Origin of the sequence: Herbiconiux moechotypicola (assembly GCF_024979255.1) — a bacterium.
GTDB classification, from domain to species: Bacteria; Actinomycetota; Actinomycetes; order Actinomycetales; family Microbacteriaceae; genus Herbiconiux; species Herbiconiux moechotypicola.
Genome location: NZ_JANLCN010000015.1, coordinates 65,732 through 87,303, shown reverse-complemented (window position 1 = coordinate 87,303; position 21,572 = coordinate 65,732). Strand labels below are relative to the sequence as shown.

Below are 21,572 nucleotides of genomic sequence, written 5' to 3'. Positions count from 1 at the left end.
GGAGCCTAGCCCGAGGGCGCGGGCGACGGCGAGGGTGTGGGCGTCGGCGACTGCGGCGGACTCGTCCCGAGGTCGACGAGGTCCCAGTGCTTCACGAACAGGGGGAACTTCGCCGCGATCGTGAACAGCTCCAGATCGGCGAGGCTCCACGAGAAGATCTTCACCTGCAGTCGCCCGCCGAAGGTCACGACGAGACCGAACGAGAGGTCGAGCCCCACCACCGAGCCCACGTTGCTCACCGAGCCACTCAGCGCGGCCATGCCGGAGAGGGCGAACTCGGGGCCGGCGACCCCGTAGATCTTCGAGGTGACCGTCACCTCGGGGCCCACCGAGAAGTCGCCGGAGAGCTTGAACTCCACGTCGTCGAGCTTCTGGGGCAGCAGCGGCGTGGTGGTGATGGCGGGCGCCTTCGACAGCGATCGCGTGCCCGCCTCGGTGGAGTAGGTGAAGCCCGACACGTCGACGCGGGTGAAACCGATCGACGGCAACGATGCGGCGGCCTGCCACGCCATCGCGATCTTCACCGCCACCCCGACCTCGTTCGTGATGACCACCGGAACAGGTCCGACCGGCACCGTGAACGTGGGCAGGGTGAAGCCCGCGATCTTGTTCCGGATGGCGTGCTCGAGGGTGGAGGAGATGAAGATCTTGGCGCTGGCCGTCACCTTCACCTTCGTCTCGATCTTCATGGTCAGCTCGTCGACCACCACGTGCACGGCGAACCACGAGTAGGTGAGGTGCGTGCGCAGCGTGAAGGTGAGCTCGAAGCCGACCTGCGCGGTGGCCGAGAGCACGAGGCCGGTCTCATTGACGCGCGTCATCTCGCGGAACTGGGTGTCGAGCAGCTTCTGCGGGTCGCTGGATGCGGCCGTCAGGTCGGTGAGCCGGGGCGACTTGGTCTCGCGGTCGTAGGTGGCCTTGAGGTTGACGCTCGAGCGCATCGAGAGGCCGAAGTCGCTGGGGCCGACGTCGTCGGGGTCGGGCTCGGCGGCCGCAGCCGACGCGGCGAACGCGGCCACGGCGTCTCCGGCGCCGGCCGGGTCGGCCACGTGCCCGTAGTCGTCGGGGTCCTCCACGCCCGGCGCGTCGTAGGCCGGATCGCTGAGCGGCTCGGACGGCTGCTCGGCGAAGTCGGCGAGGTCGACCTCGTCGCCCTCGAGCACCTCGGCCGCGCTGTATCCTTCGTCAACGACCTCGTCGACCGGCGTCGACTCCGCATCCGGAGCCGGCGTGTCGTCGACCACGACCCCCGCGGGGTCGTCGGGCTGCACGGCCACGCTCGTGTCGACCTGCAGGAAGACCTGGTCGATCTTCGCGGGCACGGTCGCGACCCGCCACCGTGACCCGACTCGGTCGACGGCGGTGACCTCGACGAACACGCCCTCGGGCGCACCCTCGGTGGTGCCCGAGACGATGACATCTCCCGGTGAGACACCGGGATCCGCGTCGAACCACGCCTCTTCCTCGGTGGACTCCGCGACCTCCGGCCCCTCGGTCACCTGGAGAACGCCCGCCTGCGGCGTCAGCAGCCCCGACGAGCCGCCTCCGGCGACCGTGACGTCGGGGGCGATGACGGTGTCGTCGGCGTCGACCGCCTGCACGGCGAGCAGCACGTCGTCGGAGTCGCTCTCCCCCGCGCGGTCGAACACGGTGGCGGTGTAGCGGTGATCGCCGTCGCGAGGGGCCGACACCCGGTACGACCAGGTGAGCCGTTCGTCCTCGCCCACGGTGAGGTCGGCCGTGCCGATGAGGCCGTCGGGGCCGGAGACCTCCACCCGGTCGACACTGGCTCCCTGCGGGTCGACGACGCCGGAGAGCTCGACCGAGCCGTGCATCCCGAGATCGACCGTGTCGTGGTCGTCGTGCGAGTCGAGCGTGATGGCGGGGAGGTCGCCGGATGCGCGGGCCGGCGCGGCGCCGAGGATGTCACCCAGCGGGGCCACGGTGGCGGCCCCCGCTCCCCGGCGGAGCTCGAGCGCGGCGGTCCCCGCTGCCACGGCACCGTCGCCCTGCGCGACGGGTGCCACGACGAGCTGAGGCTGCGCTCCGCCGTCGCCGTCGACCACCACGCCGCGTGCCCGGCCCTCGTACGGGGCGCCGAGCTGCATCAGGGTCGTCTCCCCCGCGCCGGTCGCCGACACCAGCGCCACGCTGTAGGCCGCGTCGTCGACCTGGGCGAGCTGAACCTCGGCCGACGAGTCGTGCGCACCGCCGAGTGTGAGGCTGACGGGTGCGGTATCGGCGGCGGGCACGTACCCCCCTGCCACGTTGGCCCGCGCCGTGTCGTCAGCGGCGTCGGCCACCCACCCGCGCACGTCGAGGCGCAGAGAGGCCTCGCCGGCCGTGAGGTGGGCGAAGGTGCGGCCGTCGCCGTCGGGCGTGATGATCGTGGTGACCGAGGTGGTGCCGGCGGCGAGCGGGATGCTCTGGGCGTCGAGCACGAGAGTGGTCGCCGTCGGCGTGGTCACGGTCGCGGTGGCGTAGACGGCCCGCACGTCGTCGGCCGGCACTCCGCCGTCGCCGACCAACCCGATGGCGACGGGCTCGCTACCGAGGGTGGTGGCCGCCAGACCGTGGGCGGTGTCGGCCCTCGTCACCGGGTTCGGCAGTGCCGTCGTGGCTCCGGGAGCCGGAGCCACGACGCCCGCGTTGCCCTCGGTGCCGCCCGTCGTGACCGGGAACACCGCGAGCACCTCCGCCCGCAGCTGCACCTCGGCCGAGGCGTGCACGCCGACGCGGCCCGCCGCCACCGGCAGCAGCACCGCCGTCGACGACGAGCGCCCCGCCGCGGTGCTCAGCACGGGGGCGGCACCGCTCTCGGTGTCGGCCCCCGCCCACACCACGACGTCGGTGGCGGGCGAGAGCACGGAGAGGCGCACGAGCGCGGCGCCGTCGGCCGTGTCCAGCCCTGTGCCGACCAGGGATCGCGAGAGATCGAGGGTGGCATCGGGCGAGGTGCCGAGGGCCGACCCGAAGCCGATCTCGGAATCGACGGCGGGCACCGAACCGTCGGGCACCGAGAAGGGTGTCGACTCGGGCACGGCGGTGAGGGCCACCATCCCGCTCCCGGTGCCGAAGGCCGCGGCTGCGGCGGCACCTCCCGACAGCAGAGCGGCACCGGCCACGAGAGCCGCGGCGGTCACGACGCTGACTGCGGCGCGCACGGCGCGCACGGTGTTCTGACGGCGGCCGGTCATCGCGCACCCCCGCGACGACGGCGCACGAGGACGACTGCCACCCCGCCGGCCACCAGCAGCACCGCGGCGATCGCCCACGGCGCCGCCGCGAGACCGGTCGCCCCGAGGACGCTCGACCCGCCGTCAGGGGCCGTCGACACCTCTGTGGACGGGGCGGAGCCGGAACCGGGGTCGGACCCTTCGCCCGGCTGTCCCGTCGGAGCGGGCTCCGGAGCGCCGGGAGACGAAGGGGTGCCGGGAGACGAGGGCTCGGCCTCGAGATCGAGCCGCTCGTCGTGGGCCGCGACGACGGTCCCGGCCGCGTCGAAGCCGGTCACCGCCAGATCGGGCCGGATGCCCGCGGTGTCACCCAGCAGCCGCACGCGCACCCGCAGCGCCTCCGACCCGTCGGTCTCGATCTCGCCGTGCAGCCCGAACGTGGTCGGCGTGACCGCGAGCACCAGCCAGTCGTCGTCGTTCGTCGCCGTCTCGATCGAGACGTCGTCGGCCGACAGGCCGGCCTGCTCCAGTTCCACCCAGGCGGACTCGGCCGTGCCCGGCAACTCGAGGGAGACGACCGTCTCCGGCACCGGAAGGGAGGACCCTGCCGCCGTCGCGGCCGTCGCGGCCGTCGCCGGCACGAGCGCCGCCGTCAGCGCCGCCCAGCCCGTGACCACCGCGACCCCGACCCGGCGCATCCTGGTCGCCCGGTTTCCGTGTTCCCTCATCCGATCCCCCCGCACTCGAACCGATCCCTCCACGTGCATCCCTCTCACCCGCATCAGACCGCGCTCCACCCCGCCGCGGTCGCGGCGCTCCCCCGTGCGCACCCCGCGTCAGCTGTCGCCGGAGCGGAATCGCGCCGTCACGGCGTCGCCGTGGGCGGGCAGGTTCTCGGCGTCGGCGAGAGCCACGATGCGGTCGGCCACCTCGCGCAGTGCACCTCGGTCGTAGCGGATGAGCTGCTGCGGGCGGAGGAACGTGTAGGCGCCGAGCCCCGACGAGAAGCGGGACTGACCGCCGGTCGGGAGCACGTGGTTCGAGCCCGCCAGGTAGTCGCCGAGACTCACCGGCGAATAGGCGCCGACGAAGATCGCGCCCGCGTTGTGGATGCCGGCGAGCGTGGCGTCGGGATCGGCGGTCTGCAGCTCGAGGTGCTCGGGGCCGTAGGCGTTGCTGAAGGCACAGGCCGCCTCGATGGAGTCGACGAGCACGATCGCCGACTGCGGCCCGTCGAGGGCGACGGCCACACGCTCGGCGTGCGTCGTGGTGGCCGCCGCGCCGGCGAGCTCGCGCTGCACGGCCTCGGCGAGCTCCACGGAGTCGGTGACGAGCACGGCGGCAGCCAGTTCGTCGTGCTCGGCCTGGCTCACCAGGTCGGCGGCGACGAACGCCGCATCGGCCGAAGCGTCGGCCACGATGAGGATCTCGGTGGGGCCCGCCTCGGAGTCGATGCCCACGAGGCCGCGCACGACCCGCTTGGCCGCGGCCACGAACACGTTGCCCGGGCCGGTGATGACCTCCACCGGCTCGAGACCGATCTCGGCCACACCGTGCGCCAGCGCTCCGATGGCTCCTGCGCCGCCCACGGCGTACACCTCGGTGACGCCGAGCAGCGCCGCGGCACCGAGCACGGTCGGGTGCACCCGTCCGCCGAACTCCTTCTGCGGGGGCGAGGCGATGGCGAGCGAGCCCACCCCGGCCAGCTGGGCAGGCACCACGTTCATCACCACGCTCGACGGGTACACCGCCTTACCGCCGGGCACATAGAGGCCGACACGCTCGACCGGGTGCCAGCGCTGCTCCACCACCGCACCGTCGGCGAGGGTGGTGACGCGCGCATCCGGGATCTGCGCCGCGGTGGCCTGCCGCACACGGGAGATGGTCTCCTCGAGCGCGGCGCGCACGGCGGGGTCGAGCCCTGCGAGGGCCTCGTCGAGGTGCTGCTGAGGTACCCGCACGTGCTCCGGGGCGCCCCCGTCGAACCGCTCGGCCTGGCTGCGCAGAGCGGCGAGACCGTCGACACGCACCGCCTCGACCAGGGCGGCGGCGGCCTCGGCCGCGACCGTGACATCGGTGTCGGCACGGGGCACGACGGTGGCGAGCTCGGCTCGGGACGGGGTCTGACCGCGCAGGTCGATGGTCTGGATCATCTCCCGACCAGCCTAGCGAGCGGATGCGCTCGGCCGCGTCGCGTCGTCGGCGGCCCGCCCATCGACAAGATCGTGCATCCGCGACAGGATCGGAGCATGCCGCACCTTCCCGGACACGACGCCCACCGCATCGCCCCGTTCTCGCCGAACGAGGACGACGACTTCGAGATCCGCACCGTGCTGGGTCACGCCGTGGAGGGCTCCTCCGAGCCCGGTGAGGTGCTCGCGGCGGTGGCCGGCATCGGCAAGGGCGACCACGAGGCGTGGTTCACCGCGTGGGACCGGCTCGGCGACCGCGTCGCGGCCATCGCGGACGCCGCTGCCGTGGCCGGCCACCGGGCGAGCGCCTCCGGGGCGTACCTGCGGGCGAGCACCTACTACGGGGTGGCGGTCAACGCCGTGAGCGCCCTGCCCGACTCGAGCGCGCTGGCGCCCACCTTCGCGAAGCAGAAGGATGCGTGGGAGGCGTTCGTGAACCACGCGCCCGTGCCGGTGGAGCGGGTCGCCATCCCCCTCGAGTCCGACTCGATGCCGGGATACCTGTTCCGGCCGGCCGAGCCGACGGGAGCGGCGCTGGTGGCCGTCAACGGGAGCGACGGGTCGCTCGGCGGGCTCTGGGCGAGCTGTGTGGCGGCCGGCCTCCGCCGCGGCTACACGGTGCTCGTGTTCGACGGGCCCGGCCAGCAGTCGCAGCTGTTCGAGCGCGGCGTCCCTTTCCGCCCCGACTGGGAGAACGTGCTCACCCCCGTCTACGACTTCGTGGCCGCCCAGGCCGGAGTCGACGCGGCGCGCGTAGGGCTCTACGGCATCAGCCAGGGTGGCTACTGGGTCGCCCGGGCGCTCGCCTACGAGCACCGATTCGCCGCGGCCGTCACCGACCCGGGCGTGGTCGACGTGTCGACGTCGTGGACGGCGCACCTGCCGCACTCGCTCACGAAGCTGCTCGACGCCGGCGACACCGAGAAGTTCGACAAGGAGATGGCCTTCGGCCTCAAGCTCTCCCCCGCCACGGCGCGCACCTGGCAGTTCCGGGCGCGACCGTACGGCAGCGGCGGCGTCGCGCTCGGCTACGCCGAGACCCTGGAGCAGGTGCGGCGGTACACGATGGCCGACGTGGCCGACCGCATCACCACCCCGCTGTTCATCACCGACCCCGAGGGTGAGCAGTTCTGGCCCGGCCAGTCTGCCCGGCTGGCCGAGCTCACCGCATCCGTGTCGACCCTCCAGCCGTTCACGGCCGAGGAGGGCGCTGCCGGGCACTGCCAGCCGCTGGCGCGCACCCTCACCGCTCAGCGCATGTACGACTGGCTCGACGCCCGCCTCACGACGACGTGAGGCTCCGCCCCGCGGCCACGACCGCCTCGCTCGACGGGCGCGGCACCCACCCCAGGAGCGTGCGGGCGCGCCCGCTCGACATCCGCCGCGCGTAACCGAGGTCGGGCACGATGGCGCGCATCTCGGGCGACACCACGGCCGAGGCCCGCACCACGGCGCTCGGCAACGACCGCGTCGGCACCTTCGCGGCGGCGGCGCCGAGGGCTTCACGGAGCAGGGCGCCGATCTCCTTCATGGGCATGGCCGGGTCGCTCGCGAGCAGGAACCGGCGGCCCGCCGCCTCCGGCCGGATGAGGGCCAGGATGTGCGCCGCGGCCACGTCGCGCACGTCGACGATCGGGAACCACAGGTCGGGATAGGCCGGCACGGCTCCGGCGAGCAGGCGCTGCACGATGTGGTTCGCGCCCGAGACCGTGCCGCCCAGCACCGGGCCCATCACGGCCACCGGCAGCACCGTCGCCAGCTCGAAGCCGTCGCCCGCCTCGGCGGCGAACTCCCACGCGGCCCTCTCGGCGAGCGTCTTGCTGCGCCCGTAGGCGTCGACACCCGGGCCGTCGAGCACGGTCCAGTCGTCCTCGGTGAAGACGTGGTCGTCGTGAGGGTGCCCCCAGCCCACCGCGTGGAAGGCCGAGGTGAGCACCACTCGCCGCACACCGGCCGCACGCGCCGCACGCAACACCCGGAGCGCGCCGTCGCGGGCGGGCACGATCAGCTCGTCCTCGTCGTCGACCGGTCCGGGATGCACGGGCGACGCCACGTGCAGTACGCCGTCGACTCCCTCCAGCGCCGCGCCCCAGCCGTCGTCGGAGAAGAGGTCGGCGGCGGCGAACTCGAGCCGCGCCAGCTGCTCGGGCCCGGCGCCGGCGGCGGCCAGCGCAGTGCGGACGGCGTCCACCCGTCCGAGGTCGCGCACCGTGGTGCGCACGCGGTCACCGCGCTGGAGAAGCTGAAGGATGCAATGGCCGGCGATGAAGCCGGAGCCGCCGGTGACGAGGATGCGAGAGTCGTGGATGCGAGAGTCGTGGATGCGCGTGTCAGTGGAATGGGTCATGGTGTCCTCCCGTGGTGATGGCCGGATGCGACACCAGCTTCGGCCGGCGCGGCTCCCGCGACCATCCGTCTCGTTGTCGTAGGACTCGCAGACCCAGGACGGATGACGCCCGCCGGAGCACACTGGAACCATGGAGAGCACCGAATTCGGCCGCGCGGTACGTCGCTGGCGCGACCGGCTCGCACCCGCGTCCGTCGGACTGCCCGACGGCGGCCGGCGCCGGGCCACGGGACTCCGGCGGGAGGAGCTAGCCGCGCTCACCGGCATCTCGGCCGACTACCTCACCCGGCTCGAACAGGGCCGAGCCGTCTCCCCCTCGTCGCAGGTGGTCGAGGCACTCGCCCGCGCACTGCGCCTCGGCGACCACGACCGGGCGCTCCTGTTCCAGTTGGCCGGGCTGGTACCGCCCGGCCCCGAGCTGGTGCCGAGGCGCATCCCGCCCAGCGTGCAGAGACTGCTCGACCGCTTCGACGGCACGCCGGTGGCGGTCTTCGACGCGGCCCTCACCCTGGTCGACGCCAATCGTCCGTACGAGCTGCTGCTCGGCGTCGACCGCCAGGCCCGTGGCCTCGAGCGCAACGCGGTGTGGCGCAACCTCATGGGGCCGGGCACCCGCGTAGTGATGACCGACGAGGAGCGCGACTCGTTCCACGCCTCCCAGGTCGCCCAGCTGCGCTGGGCCGTCACCCGCTACCCCGCCGACCGCGAGCTGGGCCGGCTCGTCCGCGAGCTCACGGCGGCCAGCACGAGGTTCGCGCGCCTGTGGAACACCGTCGAGATCGCCGACGCGACAGAACCCGGTCGCTCGAAGCTGATCGACCATCCCACGGTCGGGCGCATCCGGCTCGACTGCGACACCCTCGTGGTGACGGCCGACGACCTGCGCATCCTCGTCTACACCGCCGAGCCCGGCACCCGCGACTCCGACCTCCTCGCCCTCGCCCTCGTCGTCGGCACCCAGTCCCTCGTCGACTGACCCGAGCGGCTTACCGCCGATAGGGTGAGGTGACCGGTTGGCGGGTGAGGGACGGGGGACGGATGAGCGACGAGAGCGGCACGACGGCAAGCGGCGGTGCGACGACGAGGGCGGTCGAGTCGCCGTGGCGGCGGTTCTGGAACCGCGGCGGGTGGTGGAAGGCGCTGCTCGTGGTCGGCGTCTACTGGGTGCTCTACCAGCTCGCGGGGCTCGCCATCGGTGCGCTCTTCGGCCACCTGGTCGACAAGCAGAACCTCTTCGCCAACGGGCTGAGCGTGATCGTGGGGCTGGCCGCGCCCATCTTCGTGGGCGGCGTGCTGCTCGTGGTGTTCGCACTCTCGCTTGGCTGGCTGAAGCAGCTGTTCGGCCGGCAGCCCATCCGCGGTTCCTGGTGGATGTGGATCGGCGTCGCGGTGGTGCTGCTGTTCAACGTGCTGCGCTTCGCCAGCGCCGACTACGGGGCGTGGGATGCGGGGGCCGTCATCGCCGTGCTGCTCGCCGGGCTCTGCGTCGGCTTCGCCGAAGAGGTGCTCACCAGGGGTTTCGCCGTCAACCTGCTGCGTCGCGGCGGCTACGGCGAACGCTCCGTGATGCTGCTGTCGTCGCTGCTGTTCGCCGCGCTGCACTCGGGCAACCTCCTCTCGGGCAACAGCGTGGTGACCGTCGCCTTCACAGTCGTCTACACCTTCCTCTTCGGCGTGACCATGTACGTGGCACTGCGGGTGACCGGCAACCTCATCTGGCCCGTGCTGCTGCACGCCAGCACCGACCCGAGTCTGTTCCTGCTCACCGGGGGCGTCGACGCCACGAACTCGGCGATGCATCCCGGGCCCCTCGCCCCGATCGCCGGGCTGGCCAACTACGCCGTCATGATCTTCGGCATCCTCGCCATCATCTTCGTGCGCGGCCGCATCGACCGCACGGCGGCGTTCGGGATGGAGCCGCGGTCACCGCTCGCCTGAGCGCCTCGCCTCGAAGAGCGCCGACTCGAAGGCCTCGTCGGGGTCGTCGAGCAGGCGCAGGACGGTGGCGGCGAGCACGCGCGTCTCGCCCCGGGAGGACTCCCTCGCCTCCTCCAGCGGAGCACGGGCCGCCTCACCGAGCGCGGCCAGAGCACGCGCGAGGCTCCGCTGCACCTCGTCGCCGTGGCCCTCCCGTGCGAGTTCTCGCACGAGCTCGGCGGCCAGCTGCGGCTCGCCGCCCTCCGGCACCAGCACCACCGCCGCCCGCCAGGCGGCCCGTGCCACCTCGTCGTCGCCGTCGTGCAGCAGGTCGGACGTGATGGCGGGCCAGGCCGACGGGTCGCCGATCTTCGACAGGGTGTGCAGCGACTGGCTGCGAGCCAGCGACCGCTCGCCGACCGCATCCGCCGGCCCGCCCACAGCGCCCAGCTCGGCGATCAGTCGCGGCACGGTCAGCGACGGGGGATGCCGCACCAGGGCCCAGGTGAGCATCTCCCGCACGAAGAAATCGGGCTCCACCGCCGACCGCGCCACCAGCACCTCGACGTAGTCGCCCTGCGGACGCGTTCCAGCCGCCAGCGCCGCCTGCAAGCGAGCCGACGCGTCTTCGCTCAGGAGCGCCCGCCGCAACCTGTCCGCAGCCCCAGCCGTCACGGTCGAGCCACCGTCCCTCACACCTCACTCCGTCCGGTAACCCTGCAGCACCTCGGTGAATCGCCGCTCGTCGCGCCGATCTCGCTCCGTCAGAACGAGCGCGGATGCTCCCACCGGCCGGGCGAAGGCACCGCGGCACGGCACCACCACCACAGTACGGAGCCCCCGCCTCCACGCCGGCACGAGCGCGTCGAGAGACCGACGCTCGGGGGTGTCGTCGAGGGAGAGCGGCCTGCGGAGCCCGAGCACCGTCCGTTCCCGCTCCTGCCAGCGCAGGAAGGACGCGGTGAGCGCCCGGGGGCCGAAGCGGTCGAGCCACCGCGGCCCGGTGAGTCGAGCGATCAGACGAGCCCGCTCCGCAGAGGCATCGACGGTTCGCGGGAGCAGGGCAGCCGCTTCTTGATCGAACTCCTTCCCCGCGAAGGCGAGGGCGGATCGCCACAGCAGAGGCCACCCACGAGTCCACGAAGCGCGCTCCTCGACCGTCACCGCCGTCCGCTCCTCGAGTTCCGGGGTGCGGTCCAGCAGCGGCGGCAGATCTCCGCCCTCGGGGCTCAGCTGCCAGGCCTCCCGCACCCAGAGCAGCTCGAGCAGGGCATGCGGGGAGTCCTCCACCGCGATGACCATCTCGTGCGGCCACGATTCGCCGGGGATCGGCGCCGCCGCGCGCATCAGGCCAGGCAGTTGGGGCCGAGGAGCGACTTGAGCTCGCCGAACAGATCGGCCGTGACCGACACCTGGAACGGCACCTCGAACACGCGCACGTTGTCGCGCTTCACGAGCCGCAACCGCACCTCGGTGTCGCCGGAGTGCCGGATGAGAACGTCGTTGAGCGCCTGCACCGTGTCGGTGGTGGCCCTCGTCTCCGCGAGCGAGATGTGCAGCGGACCCGAAGCCCCACCGGCCGTGCCGAGCGCGGGCTGGAACATGCTGAACGCGTGCAGGTTCATGCCGTCGTCGCGCAGCGACACCCGCCCGCGCACCACCACGATCGAATCGTTCGAGAGCGCCGGCCCGAACTCCTGGTAGGTCTTGCCCATGAACATCGCGGTGATCTCGCCCGCGAAGTCCTCGACGGTGATCATGCCGTACTGGTTGCCCGAGTTCTTCGCCGTGCGGTGCTGCACGCTCGTGATGAGTCCCGCCACCGTGACCTGGTCGCCGTCGTTGACATGGTCGGACTCGAGCAGGTCGAGGATGCTCGTGGAGGCGTGTTTGGCCAGCTCCACCTCGAGCCCCGCGAGCGGGTGGTCGCTCACGTAGAGCCCCAGCATGTCGCGCTCGAACGCGAGCTTGTCGCGCTTGGCCCACTCGGGGCGCACCGGGATGTCGTGCACCGCCTCGGGCGCATCCCACAGCGAGTCGAAGTCGAAGCCCACCTGGCCGTTGGCCTCGTTGCGCTTCTCGCTCACCGCGTTGTCGATCATCGCCTCGTGCACCTCCATGAGCGCACGCCGGGTGGCCCCGAGCGAGTCGAAGGCTCCGGCCTTGATGAGCGACTCGATGGTGCGCTTGTTCGTGGCGCCGAGCGGGATCTTCTTGAGGAAGTCGCCGAAGGAGGTGAACGCCCCCTTCTCCTCGCGGGCGCCGCGGATGAGCTCGACCACGTTCATCCCGACGTTGCGCACCGCGCCGAGACCGAAGCGGATGTCGGCGCCGACGGCGGTGAAGAAGCCGATCGACTCGTTCACATCCGGCGGCAGCACCTTGATGCCCATGCGGCGGCACTCGTTGAGGTACATCGCCATCTTGTCCTTCGAGTCGCCGACACTCGTGAGGAGCGCCGCCATGTACTCGGCCGGGTAGTGCGCCTTGAGGTACGCGGTCCAGTACGAGATGACGCCGTAGGCGGCCGAATGCGCCTTGTTGAAGGCGTAGTCGGAGAACGGGAGCAGGATGTCCCACAGTGTCTTCACCGCGGCCTCGGAGTAGCCGTTGGCGTGCATGCCCGCGCTGAAGCCCTCGTACTGCTTGTCGAGCTCGCTCTTCTTCTTCTTGCCCATCGCGCGGCGCAGCAGGTCGGCCTGGGCGAGCGTGAAGCCGGCCAGCTTCTGCGCGATCGACATGACCTGCTCTTGGTAGACGATGAGGCCGTAGGTGCCGCCGAGCACCTCGGCGAGCGGCTCGGCCAGTTCGGGGTGGATGGGCGTGATGGGCTGGATCTTGTTCTTGCGCAGCGCGTAGTTGGTGTGCGAGTCCGCACCCATCGGGCCCGGCCGGTAGAGCGCGAGCACGGCCGAGATGTCTTCGAAGTTGTCGGGCTTCATGAGGCGCAGGAGGCCGCGCATGGGCCCGCCGTCGAGCTGGAACACACCCAGCGTGTCGCCGCGCGCGAGCAGCTCGTAACTCGGTGCGTCGTCGAGCTCGAGGTCTTCGAGCACCAGGTCTTGCTGCCGGTTGGCCCGGATGTTGTCGAGCGCGTCGTCGATGATGGTGAGGTTGCGCAGCCCCAGGAAGTCCATCTTGATGAGACCGAGCGACTCGGCCGCCGGGTAGTCGAACTGCGTGACGATCTGGCCGTCCTGCTCCCGCTTCATGATCGGGATGATGTCGATCAGCGGGTCGCTCGACATGATGACGCCGGCCGCGTGCACGCCCCACTGGCGCTTGAGGTTCTCGATGCCGAGCGCCGTGTCGAACACGGTGCGCGCCTCCGGGTCGGTCTCGATGACGTTCCGGATGTCGACGGCCTCTTTGTAGCGCGGGTGGTTCTTGTCGAAGATGCCCGAGAGCGGGATGTCTTTTCCCATGATGGGCGGCGGCATCGCCTTGGTGAGCTTCTCACCCATGCTGAACGGGAAGCCGAGCACGCGGCCCGAGTCCTTCAGCGCCTGCTTCGCCTTGATGGTGCCGTAGGTCACGATCTGGGCGACGCGCTCGTCGCCGTACTTCTCGGTGACGTACTTGATGACCTCGCCGCGGCGACGGTCGTCGAAGTCGACGTCGAAGTCGGGCATGGAGACGCGGTCGGGGTTGAGGAAGCGCTCGAAGATGAGGCCGTGCACGAGGGGGTCGAGGTCGGTGATGCGCATCGCGTACGCGGCCATCGAGCCGGCGCCCGATCCGCGCCCGGGCCCCACGCGGATCCCGTTTCTCTTCGACCAGTTGATGAAGTCGGCCACGACGAGGAAGTAGCCCGGAAAGCCCATGCTCTTGATGACGCCCACCTCGTAGTCGGCGCGCTCGCGCACCTCCTGCGAGATGCCGCCCGGGTAGCGCTCCTTGAGCCCCGCCTCGACCTCCTTCTCGAACCAGGTGGCCTCGGTCTCGCCCTCGGGCACCGGGTAGCGCGGCATGTAGTTCGCCTTGGTGTCGAACTCCACCTCGCAGCGCTCGGCGATGAGCAGGGTGTTGTCGCAGGCATCGGGGTAGTCGCGGAAGAGCTGCCGCATCTCCTGCGCGCTCTTGAGGTAGAACTCGTCGGCGTCGAACTTGAAGCGGTTGGGGTCGCTGAGGGTCGAACCCGACTGCACGCAGAGGAGCGCGGCGTGGCTCGTGGCGTCGTGCGCGTGCGTGTAGTGCAGGTCGTTGGTGGCGACGAGCTTGAGGTCGAGCTGCTTGGCGAGCCGGATGAGGTCGCCCATGATGCGGCGCTCGATCTCGAGGCCGTGGTCCATGATCTCGCAGAAGAAGTTCTCGCGGCCGAAGATGTCGCGGAAGTCGGAGGCCGCCTTGACCGCCTCGTCGTACTGCCCGAGGCGCAGGCGCGTCTGGATCTCACCCGACGGGCATCCGGTGGTGGCGATGAGGCCCTTGCTGTATTCGCTCAGCAGTTCGCGGTCCATGCGCGGCTTGAAGTAGTAGCCCTCGATCGACGCCTTCGAGCTCAGGCGGAACAGGTTGTGCATGCCCTCGGTGGTCTCGGAGAGCAGGGTCATGTGCGTGTAGGCGCCGGCGCCCGACACGTCGTCGCCGCCGCCGTTGCCCCAGCGCACGCGCGTCTTGTCGCCGCGGTGGGTGCCGGGGGTGAGATAGGCCTCGGTGCCGATGATGGGTTTGATGCCCGCCTCGGTGGCGGTGCGCCAGAAGTCGAAGGCGCCGAAGACGTTGCCGTGGTCGGTGACAGCGACCGCGGGCATGCCCTGCTCTTTGGCCGCCTCGATGAGGGGTTTGACCCTCGCCGCACCGTCCAGCATCGAGTATTCGCTGTGGACGTGCAGGTGCACGAAGGAATCGTTCGAGGGCACTGGGTCTCCGGCTGGTCTCGGCTTGGGAGTCAATTCTAGACGGCGACAGGATGCGCGGGGGCCCTGACATGCGGGGTCGCTCGCCGTCGCCGCGCCGGCCTCGCTCGGGGCCGCCGCTGTCTTGGCGTCACCCCAACGGTGGTACAGGAAGGCGCGTGCCGACGTGCCCGGAGGCCAGCGCGTCTTCGACGATCGCGATCGTGCGTGGCGTGAGACCGTCGCCCGGGTAGAACCCGTCGAACAGCTCCTCGGCAGCTTCGACGGTCATGACGCCTGAGGCGTCGAGCAGAACCGCGAGGTCGCGGAACTCTCGCATGCCTCTCCGCTGTGCCGCGAGAAGCTTCATCGCCAACAGCATCTCGGCCGAGCCGACCGCGATCGTGCAGCGGCCGTCGTCGTAGACGGTCTGCCACTCGGGATCACGTGCACCGAAGCCGGCGGGGATGAACTGTGCCGCCGCGTCGTTGAGCCAATCGTCGGGCCAGCCGTGACGGGCACCGATCGCCGCGGCCTCTCCGAGCACGGCGAGGCGGGGAGAGAGCTGAGCGTCGATGTCGACCGTGCTGCGTCGTTCGGGATCGAACACCAGCGAGATCGCCGCCCCACCGACGAGCCTGACCGTGACGGTCTCGCCCCGTGGCCGCGAGAGCCGAGACGAGTTCGCGGAGACCGATCACCACATCATCGCGCGTCAGTGCCCCCACCGTCATGCCGACTCGAGTTCTGCACCGGAGACCCACACGCCTCGCCGCAACAGTGGAGCAGGAACCTCGGCTGCGTCGACACGGACGGCGCCCGGCCAGATCGACCAGCGGCTCTCGACGTCTCCGAGAGCATCCGACACCCACTCGGGCAGAGGGAGACCGAATTGCGTCAGCCGCCATTCGACGAGCCCGGCGATCGCCGCATCCCACTCCGCATCGATCGGGCGCGGCGGCTCAGCCGCGATGAGGACCTTGACGAAGGGATCGGCACCGACGAGGTCGTCGGAGAGCTGCACGAACAGGCGCGCCTGCCGCCACCGATCACCAGTCGGTTCGGCCTCGGCGATCTCCCCTGCGATGTCGGCGGCACTCGACCTGCCATGGAGATCGACCACGAGCAGATGCAGCCCTGCGCCACGCGCGGCACGTTCGAGGTTGCGTGCCGTGGGCTCGCGGGAACCGCTCTCGATCGCCGAGAGGTTACTCGGCTGCAACCCGCTCCGGCGAGCGACCTCGGCGACGCTCAGCCGCTTGCGGCGTCGCGCTCGCGTCATGGCGTCGACTGTCGTCATCGGAATCTCCCTTCGATCTCCAAGCGTATCGAAATCGATACGCATGAGCACCGCTCTGTTTTCCACTCCGATCAGAACCTGGGCCGCGGACCGGCGACGGCTCACTCGACCTCGACGACAACGAGTGCGCGATCGGCGCTGAGATCGACCGTGTGCCGGCCGAGTCGGGCGAACAACGGCCAGACGGCGGCGTCGATACCGCGACGGTGGGTGCCGGTGAGGGAGAACACGATCGTGAGCGCCGCGCCCGCGCTCGCCTGCGTGCCCGCGGCCGACGCGGCCGGCAGCAGGGTGAGGTCGAGCGCCGGCGCCGTCGCCTGGTCGACGCACAGCCACGTGAGCGCGAGCAGGTCTTTGCGCCGTCGCGGGTCGAGGCCGGCGGCCAGCACGCCCGGGTCGATCACCCGCACGGTGCGGCGCAGGTGATCGGACTCCGTCACCGCGATCTGCAACCAGCTCTGCTCGTGATCGGCGATGAGCGCGAACCTGAGTTCCTCACTCACCCGCTGCGCATCCCGGGCGACTCCGCCGGGAATCGGCGCGGACGCGGGGAGCCGCGCAACGGTCGCCAGCAGGCGTTCGGCGTCGCCGTCGATACGCCGAAGCTCCGAGACCGCCGTGACCCCGTGCCCGAGCGCCGGCGCCGTCACCAGGCTCTCCGTCACGGCCTGCTCGATCTTGCGCCCGAGCGAGCGGTCGGCACCGTGGATGAGGGCGAGGCACGCCACCACGGGCGTGAGCCCGAGCACGAGACCCGTCACTCCCGCCGAGAGGCTCGCCGGCTCGGCCAGCCAGCCGACCACGACGGCGAGAGTGCCGCTCACAGCCAACCCCGTCGCGGCCACGACGCTCCGCCGCAACGACTGCAGCGGAAGGCACGCCAGCAGGCAGGCGCCGTAGCCGATGGTGGTCGTGGGGTAGAACGCCGTGCCGGCACCGGCGAGCAGGAACGCCGCCAGATCGAGCGCCACCACCCCCGGACCCATGGCCGTGACCAGCACGGACACCCGGCCCGGCAGCAGTCCCCCACTCCACCGCGCCGTGAGCACCACCCCGGCGAACGCCACGAGCAGCGATGCCCAGGCGACGACGGAGAGCCATCGGGCGGGTTCATCGCTCCACGACCAGGCCAGAGAGGCCAGTCCGCGCACGAAGAGCAGCCCGCCCAGCACCGCGAACCCCGCACCCAGATAGCCCGCGCTCAACCGCCGGTCCTGGCGGATGCGCGCCCTCAGTCGCCCGATCGACACAGGCCCGTCGCGGTAGGCGGCGACGAGCTGCGCAATCGTGCCCGCCGGATCCGGCGCCGCACCGCGCGTCACGCCGGCACCTCGAGCAGCACGGTCGTCCCTCGTCCGAGCGCCGAGAACACGCGGACCGAGCCGCCCACCGAAGCGATCCGTGCCTCCACAGACTCGGCGAGTCCGAGCTTCCCGCGCGGTACGGTCTCGCGTTCGAAGCCGACGCCGGTGTCCGTCACCACGACCCGCACGACGTCCCCGTCACCGCTCATCGTCACCTCGGCGGTCTTCCGGCCGGAGTGCCGCCGCACGTTCTCGAGGCATTCCGCCACGGCCCCGGCCAGCGCCTCCCTCGCCTCGGCCGAACCACCGCTCTGGTCCGAGCCGTGCCACACCACCGAGAACCCCGCCTGAGCGAACCTCTCCCCCACGAGTTCACGCAGGCTCTCGCCGCCCGCACCGCTCGCAGACTCCGCCGCACCACCACCCGTCCGCGCGACCCGCGCATCCGGAGCGCCCGGAGCGCCCGCAGCACCCGGAGCTCTCGGAGCATCCCCCTCCCGCAACCGCCCGAGCAGCGCCCCGTCGGCCGCCGCCTGCGCCCGCAGGGCAGCCGCCGACACCCCCTCGCCCGAGTGCGCCACCACCGAGAGCGTCGCGAGCACGGTGTCGTGCAGCACCCTGGCGCCATATCGCAGCCGCGCCTCGGCCTCGGTCGACCGCCGCTCGGCGACGTAGGCTTCGCGCAGCCGCTCCACGCCCGACTCGATGCGCGCCATGCTCCGCCCCAGCCAGAGCGCGGCGAACGACATGCCGGTCCAGCCTCCGGCCACCGAGAGCGCCACGAAGGCCGACCGGCCGCTGGGCAGCGTCGCGAGCACCGCGAGCGCGAGCACGGGCACTCCGGCGCCCACGACGAACCACGGATGCACGCCGCGGTCGGCGAGCCCCACGATCAACGACGGGATGGCCCACGACGAGAGCAGTGTCGCCGTCGCCAGCGTCGAGCCGTCGACCACCCCGGCGCCGGGCACGAGAAAGGCCGTCAGCGCCAGGAGCCCGGCCAGGTACACTCCCGCGATCCGCAGCGGCCTCGACCGCTTACCGTCGGGCACGGCGAAGCCCACGGCCACCAGAGTCAGCCCGGCCAGCACCGGCAGCACGCTCGGCAACCGGTCGAGCGCCGGCAGCACCAGGTTGACCATGGCCGCGACGGTGAACACGAGACCGAGGCTCCGGCCGCTCGCCACCGCCAGCCGCCGCGCCTCGGGCGTGACCGTGCCGCCCGCATCCCGCGGCGCTGGGTGGGTCTCCCGTGCTGACGTCACCTGTGCAACCTAGCGCGGTCGCCACGTCGCACGACCGGTCCGGCGGATGCGGACGCCCGATTGACCCGATCGGGGGCGGCCGCGGGCGGCCCGGCCGTGGCAGGGTGGCAGCATGGCCGGTTCCCCCATCCGTCTCGCCGTCGTCGACGACCACCGGATGCTCCTCACCGCTCTCGGAGACTGGATCAGGGCGGCCGACGACGGCATCGAGGTCGCGGCCGAGGTGTCGACCTGGCCCGCGCTCCTCGCGCATCCCGCCTTTCCGGTCGACGTGGTGCTGCTCGACCTCGATCTGCGCGACGAGCTGCCGGTGTCGGTCAAGCTGCGCGCGCTCGACACCATGGGCGTGCGCACGGTGCTGATGAGCACCTACTCCGAGCCGGCGGTGGTGCGGGATGCGCTCGCGGCAGGAGCGCTCGGCTACGTCGCGAAGAGCGAACCCACCGAGACCCTCGTGCTCGCCGTGCGCTCGGCGGTGGAGGGCGAGGTGCACCTGTCGCCGCGACTGCGCGCCCAGTTGGGCACCCCGGCCGGTTCACCCCTGCTCTCTCCTCAGGAGCGCCGCATCATGGCGCTCTACAGCACCGGCGAGTCGGCCAAACGCATCGCGTCGATGCTCGGCATCACCGAGCAGACCACCCGCTCGCACCTCAAGCGCATCCGCGCGCGCCACCTCGCCGCCGGCATCGACATCAGCACCAAGTTCGCGCTGCGCGCCCAGGCCATCCGCGGCGGACTCATCGTGGTCGACGACCATGGCGGCCCCCAGCTCCCCCGCGACGCCGGCCCGCTCCCGGGCTAGGAACCCCCTTGCCGAGTCGATCAATGCTCACTATCGTCATGTCATGGTCTTAGCCGCATTCATGGAGCCGCCGACTAGTACACTTTCCGGTACCACACCGGGAGGCTCGATGTCTGCAATCACCGCAACCGAAGCGCGAAAGACGCTGTTCGGTCTCATCCAGCGCGTCAACGACGACCACTCGACCGTCGAAGTGGTCTCCAAGCACGGCAATGCCGTCCTCATGTCGAAGGACGACTACGATGCGATGGTCGAAACGGGCTACCTGCTGCGCAGCCCAACCAACGCAGAGCGTCTGATCGAAGCCGCCGAGCGAGCCCGCCGTGGCGAGTTCCACTCGCACGATCTGATTCAGGAGTGACTCGACCGCCACTCTCGACCGGATCGGGACCCACGGGCCGCGCCCTGGCGTTCGACAGACTGGGGCGGGAAGACTACGTCTACTGGCAGACTCAGGACAAGAAGACCCTGAGGCGTATCAACCAGCTCATCGCCGACACGCTCCAGGATCCGTTCACGGGCATCGGCAAACCCGAGCCGCTGAAGCACCTGCTGTCGGGATGCTGGTCGCGACGCATAGACGAGACTCACCGCCTCGTCTATGTCGTGACGGATTCCCATCTCGTGATCCTTCAGGCGCGCTACCACTACTGACCCGCCCAGATCAGCTGGGCGCGGTGTCGAAGTGCACGCCGGTCACGGCGGTGGGGGTGATGGCGAAGTAGTTCCACTTGTTCGTGGGGGCCAGCGTCGGCAGCGCCGCGATACCGACGGCCTCGATCTCCTCGTCGTCGTTCAGCCGCCTGGCTGCGCCCCGCACCACGACACTCCACCACCCCGTCGCGTGCCGTCCGTCGACTTCGACGGCGACTCCCGGATGCGCGGTGAGGTCGACGATCTTGCCGCCGGGCGCGCTGCGGAAGTAGACCACTCCTTCGCGTACGAGCACGTTGACCGGGAAGATGTCGGCCCCGCCGTCGTCGACCACCGCGAGACGCGCGACCTCGGCCTCGCCGAGCCGCTCCCAGCATTCCGCCTCGGTGAGTGCGGGCAGCTTCGCCTCGTCATCGAACCGGCGCACCCGGTAGTACGGATTGAACCCCTGCTCGACTCGCTCGTCCATACAGCGATTCTGCCGGTTCGCGACCCGTGCTCGCAGCCTCTTGACGCCCCACTTGTTTTTTGCAAGTGTGTGTACAGCGTCCACATCGCGGGCGTCCTCCCCCGAGGAGATCACGAAGGAGAATCGCATGCCCATGATGTTCGTCAACCTGCCGGTCACCGACCTCGACCGCGCCAAGACCTTCTACGAGGCGCTCGGCTTCAGCATCAACCCGCTCTTCACCGACCACAACGCCGCCTGCGTCGTGGTCGAAGACGACCACAACTACTTCATGATCTTGAAGCGCGAGTACTTCCAGACCTTCACCGACCTGCCCATCGGCGACCCGGCCACGAGCCCCAGCGTCTCGACGGCCATCTTCCTCGACAGCCGCGAGGCGGTCGATGGAGCCGTCACCGCGGGCCTCGGCGCCGGTGGCAGCGAACCGCGCCCCGCCTCCGACTACGGCTTCATGTACCAGCGCCAGCTCACCGACCCCGACGGCAACATCATCGAGTTCGGCTGGATGGACCCCACCGCCGCCGAGCAGGGCCCCGAGGCCTACACCGAGAGCACCGGCGCGTAGGCGCGGGCCGGGCACGACAGGGCGGGATGCGGCGATGGCGTCGCGCGACTACGGCCAGTTCTCGGGCATCACGCGGGCGATGGAGCTGGTCGGCGAACGGTGGGCGCTGCTCATCGTGCGCGACCTGCTCGTGGGCCCGCGGCGCTACGGCGAGCTCGCCACGGGTCTCGCGCGCATCCCGAGCAACATCCTCGCCTCGCGCCTCAAGGAGTTGCAGGCCGCGGGGGTGATCCGCCGCGCGCCGCGCTCGCGCGTGATCGTCTACGAGCTCACCCCGTACGGCCGCGAGCTCGAGCCGGTGGTGCTGGCCCTCGGCGCCTGGGGCTTCAAGGCGCTGCAGGATGCGCGCGACGACCAGTTGATCACCCCGGAGTCGATGACGATGGACCTGCGCAGCGCCTTCCGGGCCGACGTGGCGGGGGCGCTGCCCGCCACCGCCTACTCGGCGCGGCTGGGGGGCGCCGAACTGCTCATCCGGGTGAATGGGGAGCGCCTCGACGTGAGCGCGGGAGAGGGCCCGGCCGATCTGGCGTTCGAGGCCGACGCCCGCATCCGGCGGCTCATCACCGGCGAGCTCGACGCCTCCCGGGCGGTCAGCGACGGCGTGGTGCGGCTGCGGCACGGCGACGACGCACTGCTCGGCCGCTTCGCCACGACCTTCCATCTGGCCGCATGAGAGGCACCCTCCGCTGTCATGTTGCGGAGTGTGACGCTCCGAATCCTCTCCCCCTTCTCGCGATGGG

At 71.2% G+C, this 21,572-nt stretch carries 20 protein-coding genes; 8 read left to right on the top strand and 12 right to left on the bottom strand.

Going from position 1 to position 21,572, the window contains the following annotated elements; all coding sequences use genetic code 11:
• Positions 1-5: 5 nt before the first annotated feature.
• The 3 genes from N1031_RS18990 to hisD form a co-directional block, all read right to left on the bottom strand.
• Positions 6-3,197, bottom strand: coding sequence for a hypothetical protein (locus N1031_RS18990; protein WP_259481503.1), 3,192 nt, complete (start codon positions 3,195-3,197; stop codon positions 6-8).
• On the bottom strand, positions 3,194-3,904 hold the full coding sequence (locus N1031_RS18985; RefSeq protein WP_259481502.1) for a hypothetical protein: 711 nt from the start codon (positions 3,902-3,904) through the stop codon (positions 3,194-3,196). Before N1031_RS18985 ends, N1031_RS18990 begins: the two co-directional genes overlap by 4 nt.
• A gap of 108 nt (positions 3,905-4,012) precedes the next feature.
• A complete protein-coding gene (gene hisD, locus N1031_RS18980; RefSeq protein WP_259481501.1) occupies positions 4,013-5,329 on the bottom strand; it encodes a histidinol dehydrogenase in 1,317 nt (438 codons plus the stop codon).
• Positions 5,330-5,425: 96 nt separating this feature from the next.
• Here hisD and N1031_RS18975 point away from each other — a divergent pair, with 96 nt between their 5' ends.
• Positions 5,426-6,664 (top strand): alpha/beta hydrolase family protein, encoded by a 1,239-nt coding sequence (locus N1031_RS18975; RefSeq protein WP_259481500.1) that lies wholly within the window; start codon positions 5,426-5,428, stop codon positions 6,662-6,664.
• On the opposite strand, the gene N1031_RS18970 is transcribed toward N1031_RS18975, so the two are convergent.
• Positions 6,651-7,715 carry an NAD-dependent epimerase/dehydratase family protein gene (locus N1031_RS18970; RefSeq protein ID WP_259481499.1) on the bottom strand — a complete coding sequence of 355 codons (1,065 nt, stop codon included), beginning with the start codon at positions 7,713-7,715 and terminating at the stop codon, positions 6,651-6,653. The genes N1031_RS18975 and N1031_RS18970 overlap by 14 nt on opposite strands.
• Positions 7,716-7,845: 130 nt before the next feature.
• Between N1031_RS18970 and N1031_RS18965 the strand changes: the two genes are divergently transcribed.
• Together N1031_RS18965 and N1031_RS18960 are read left to right on the top strand one after the other, a co-directional pair.
• The gene (locus N1031_RS18965) at positions 7,846-8,691 is read left to right on the top strand and encodes a helix-turn-helix transcriptional regulator (RefSeq protein ID WP_259481498.1); all 846 of its coding nucleotides are present in this window, start codon (positions 7,846-7,848) and stop codon (positions 8,689-8,691) included.
• Between the two features lie 62 nt (positions 8,692-8,753).
• Entirely contained in the window at positions 8,754-9,653 is a 900-nt protein-coding gene (locus tag N1031_RS18960) for a CPBP family intramembrane glutamic endopeptidase (RefSeq protein ID WP_259481497.1), read from the top strand.
• Here N1031_RS18960 and N1031_RS18955 read toward each other — a convergent pair.
• The 7 genes from N1031_RS18955 to N1031_RS18925 all read right to left on the bottom strand — a co-directional run bounded on the left by N1031_RS18955 (position 9,639) and on the right by N1031_RS18925 (position 18,339).
• Positions 9,639-10,307: a HEAT repeat domain-containing protein gene (locus N1031_RS18955; RefSeq protein ID WP_259481496.1), complete on the bottom strand. Its 669-nt coding sequence runs from the start codon at positions 10,305-10,307 to the stop codon at positions 9,639-9,641. The two genes, N1031_RS18960 and N1031_RS18955, sit on opposite strands and share 15 nt — an antisense overlap.
• A 24-nt stretch (positions 10,308-10,331) precedes the next feature.
• On the bottom strand, positions 10,332-10,979 hold the full coding sequence (locus N1031_RS18950) for a hypothetical protein (RefSeq protein ID WP_259481495.1): 648 nt from the start codon (positions 10,977-10,979) through the stop codon (positions 10,332-10,334).
• A complete protein-coding gene (gene dnaE, locus N1031_RS18945) occupies positions 10,979-14,443 on the bottom strand; it encodes a DNA polymerase III subunit alpha (RefSeq protein ID WP_375163660.1) in 3,465 nt (1,154 codons plus the stop codon). The genes N1031_RS18950 and dnaE overlap by 1 nt, the downstream gene beginning before the upstream one ends.
• Before the next feature lie 178 nt (positions 14,444-14,621).
• Complete coding sequence (locus N1031_RS18940) at positions 14,622-15,080, bottom strand: hypothetical protein (protein ID WP_259481493.1); 459 nt, start codon at positions 15,078-15,080, stop codon at positions 14,622-14,624.
• 120 nt (positions 15,081-15,200) lie between these two features.
• The gene (locus N1031_RS18935) at positions 15,201-15,770 is read right to left on the bottom strand and encodes a helix-turn-helix domain-containing protein (RefSeq protein ID WP_259481492.1); all 570 of its coding nucleotides are present in this window, start codon (positions 15,768-15,770) and stop codon (positions 15,201-15,203) included.
• A gap of 101 nt (positions 15,771-15,871) precedes the next feature.
• Positions 15,872-17,092 carry a hypothetical protein gene (locus tag N1031_RS18930; RefSeq protein ID WP_259481491.1) on the bottom strand — a complete coding sequence of 407 codons (1,221 nt, stop codon included), beginning with the start codon at positions 17,090-17,092 and terminating at the stop codon, positions 15,872-15,874.
• Complete coding sequence (locus N1031_RS18925) at positions 17,089-18,339, bottom strand: sensor histidine kinase (protein ID WP_259481490.1); 1,251 nt, start codon at positions 18,337-18,339, stop codon at positions 17,089-17,091. Before N1031_RS18925 ends, N1031_RS18930 begins: the two co-directional genes overlap by 4 nt.
• A 112-nt stretch (positions 18,340-18,451) precedes the next feature.
• Between N1031_RS18925 and N1031_RS18920 the strand changes: the two genes are divergently transcribed.
• The 3 genes from N1031_RS18920 (at position 18,452) to N1031_RS18910 (ending at position 19,795) form a co-directional block, all read left to right on the top strand.
• Positions 18,452-19,141, top strand: coding sequence for a response regulator transcription factor (locus tag N1031_RS18920; protein ID WP_259481488.1), 690 nt, complete (start codon positions 18,452-18,454; stop codon positions 19,139-19,141).
• Between the two features lie 109 nt (positions 19,142-19,250).
• Entirely contained in the window at positions 19,251-19,502 is a 252-nt protein-coding gene (locus N1031_RS18915; protein ID WP_259481487.1) for a type II toxin-antitoxin system Phd/YefM family antitoxin, read from the top strand.
• Positions 19,499-19,795 (top strand): Txe/YoeB family addiction module toxin, encoded by a 297-nt coding sequence (locus N1031_RS18910; RefSeq protein WP_425551845.1) that lies wholly within the window; start codon positions 19,499-19,501, stop codon positions 19,793-19,795. Before N1031_RS18915 ends, N1031_RS18910 begins: the two co-directional genes overlap by 4 nt.
• A 10-nt stretch (positions 19,796-19,805) precedes the next feature.
• On the opposite strand, the gene N1031_RS18905 is transcribed toward N1031_RS18910, so the two are convergent.
• On the bottom strand, positions 19,806-20,264 hold the full coding sequence (locus N1031_RS18905) for a pyridoxamine 5'-phosphate oxidase family protein (protein WP_259481486.1): 459 nt from the start codon (positions 20,262-20,264) through the stop codon (positions 19,806-19,808).
• 127 nt (positions 20,265-20,391) lie between these two features.
• Here N1031_RS18905 and N1031_RS18900 point away from each other — a divergent pair, with 127 nt between their 5' ends.
• Positions 20,392-20,829: a VOC family protein gene (locus N1031_RS18900; protein ID WP_259481485.1), complete on the top strand. Its 438-nt coding sequence runs from the start codon at positions 20,392-20,394 to the stop codon at positions 20,827-20,829.
• A gap of 34 nt (positions 20,830-20,863) precedes the next feature.
• The gene (locus N1031_RS18895) at positions 20,864-21,505 is read left to right on the top strand and encodes a winged helix-turn-helix transcriptional regulator (RefSeq protein ID WP_259481484.1); all 642 of its coding nucleotides are present in this window, start codon (positions 20,864-20,866) and stop codon (positions 21,503-21,505) included.
• Positions 21,506-21,572 lie beyond the last annotated feature (67 nt).

Coding starts and splice junctions, on each gene's coding strand:
- N1031_RS18960 (WP_259481497.1), top strand. CDS start 8,754: ATGAGCGACGAGAGCGGCACGACGGCAAGCGGCGGTGCGACGACGAGG.
- N1031_RS18975 (WP_259481500.1), top strand. CDS start 5,426: ATGCCGCACCTTCCCGGACACGACGCCCACCGCATCGCCCCGTTCTCG.
- N1031_RS18935 (WP_259481492.1), bottom strand. CDS start 15,770: ATGACGACAGTCGACGCCATGACGCGAGCGCGACGCCGCAAGCGGCTG.
- dnaE (WP_375163660.1), bottom strand. CDS start 14,443: ATGCTGGACGGTGCGGCGAGGGTCAAACCCCTCATCGAGGCGGCCAAA.
- N1031_RS18965 (WP_259481498.1), top strand. CDS start 7,846: ATGGAGAGCACCGAATTCGGCCGCGCGGTACGTCGCTGGCGCGACCGG.
- N1031_RS18950 (WP_259481495.1), bottom strand. CDS start 10,979: ATGCGCGCGGCGGCGCCGATCCCCGGCGAATCGTGGCCGCACGAGATG.
- N1031_RS18970 (WP_259481499.1), bottom strand. CDS start 7,715: ATGACCCATTCCACTGACACGCGCATCCACGACTCTCGCATCCACGAC.
- N1031_RS18985 (WP_259481502.1), bottom strand. CDS start 3,904: ATGAGGGAACACGGAAACCGGGCGACCAGGATGCGCCGGGTCGGGGTC.
- N1031_RS18900 (WP_259481485.1), top strand. CDS start 20,392: ATGCCCATGATGTTCGTCAACCTGCCGGTCACCGACCTCGACCGCGCC.
- N1031_RS18915 (WP_259481487.1), top strand. CDS start 19,251: ATGTCTGCAATCACCGCAACCGAAGCGCGAAAGACGCTGTTCGGTCTC.
- N1031_RS18905 (WP_259481486.1), bottom strand. CDS start 20,264: ATGGACGAGCGAGTCGAGCAGGGGTTCAATCCGTACTACCGGGTGCGC.
- N1031_RS18920 (WP_259481488.1), top strand. CDS start 18,452: ATGGCCGGTTCCCCCATCCGTCTCGCCGTCGTCGACGACCACCGGATG.
- hisD (WP_259481501.1), bottom strand. CDS start 5,329: ATGATCCAGACCATCGACCTGCGCGGTCAGACCCCGTCCCGAGCCGAG.
- N1031_RS18990 (WP_259481503.1), bottom strand. CDS start 3,197: ATGACCGGCCGCCGTCAGAACACCGTGCGCGCCGTGCGCGCCGCAGTC.
- N1031_RS18895 (WP_259481484.1), top strand. CDS start 20,864: ATGGCGTCGCGCGACTACGGCCAGTTCTCGGGCATCACGCGGGCGATG.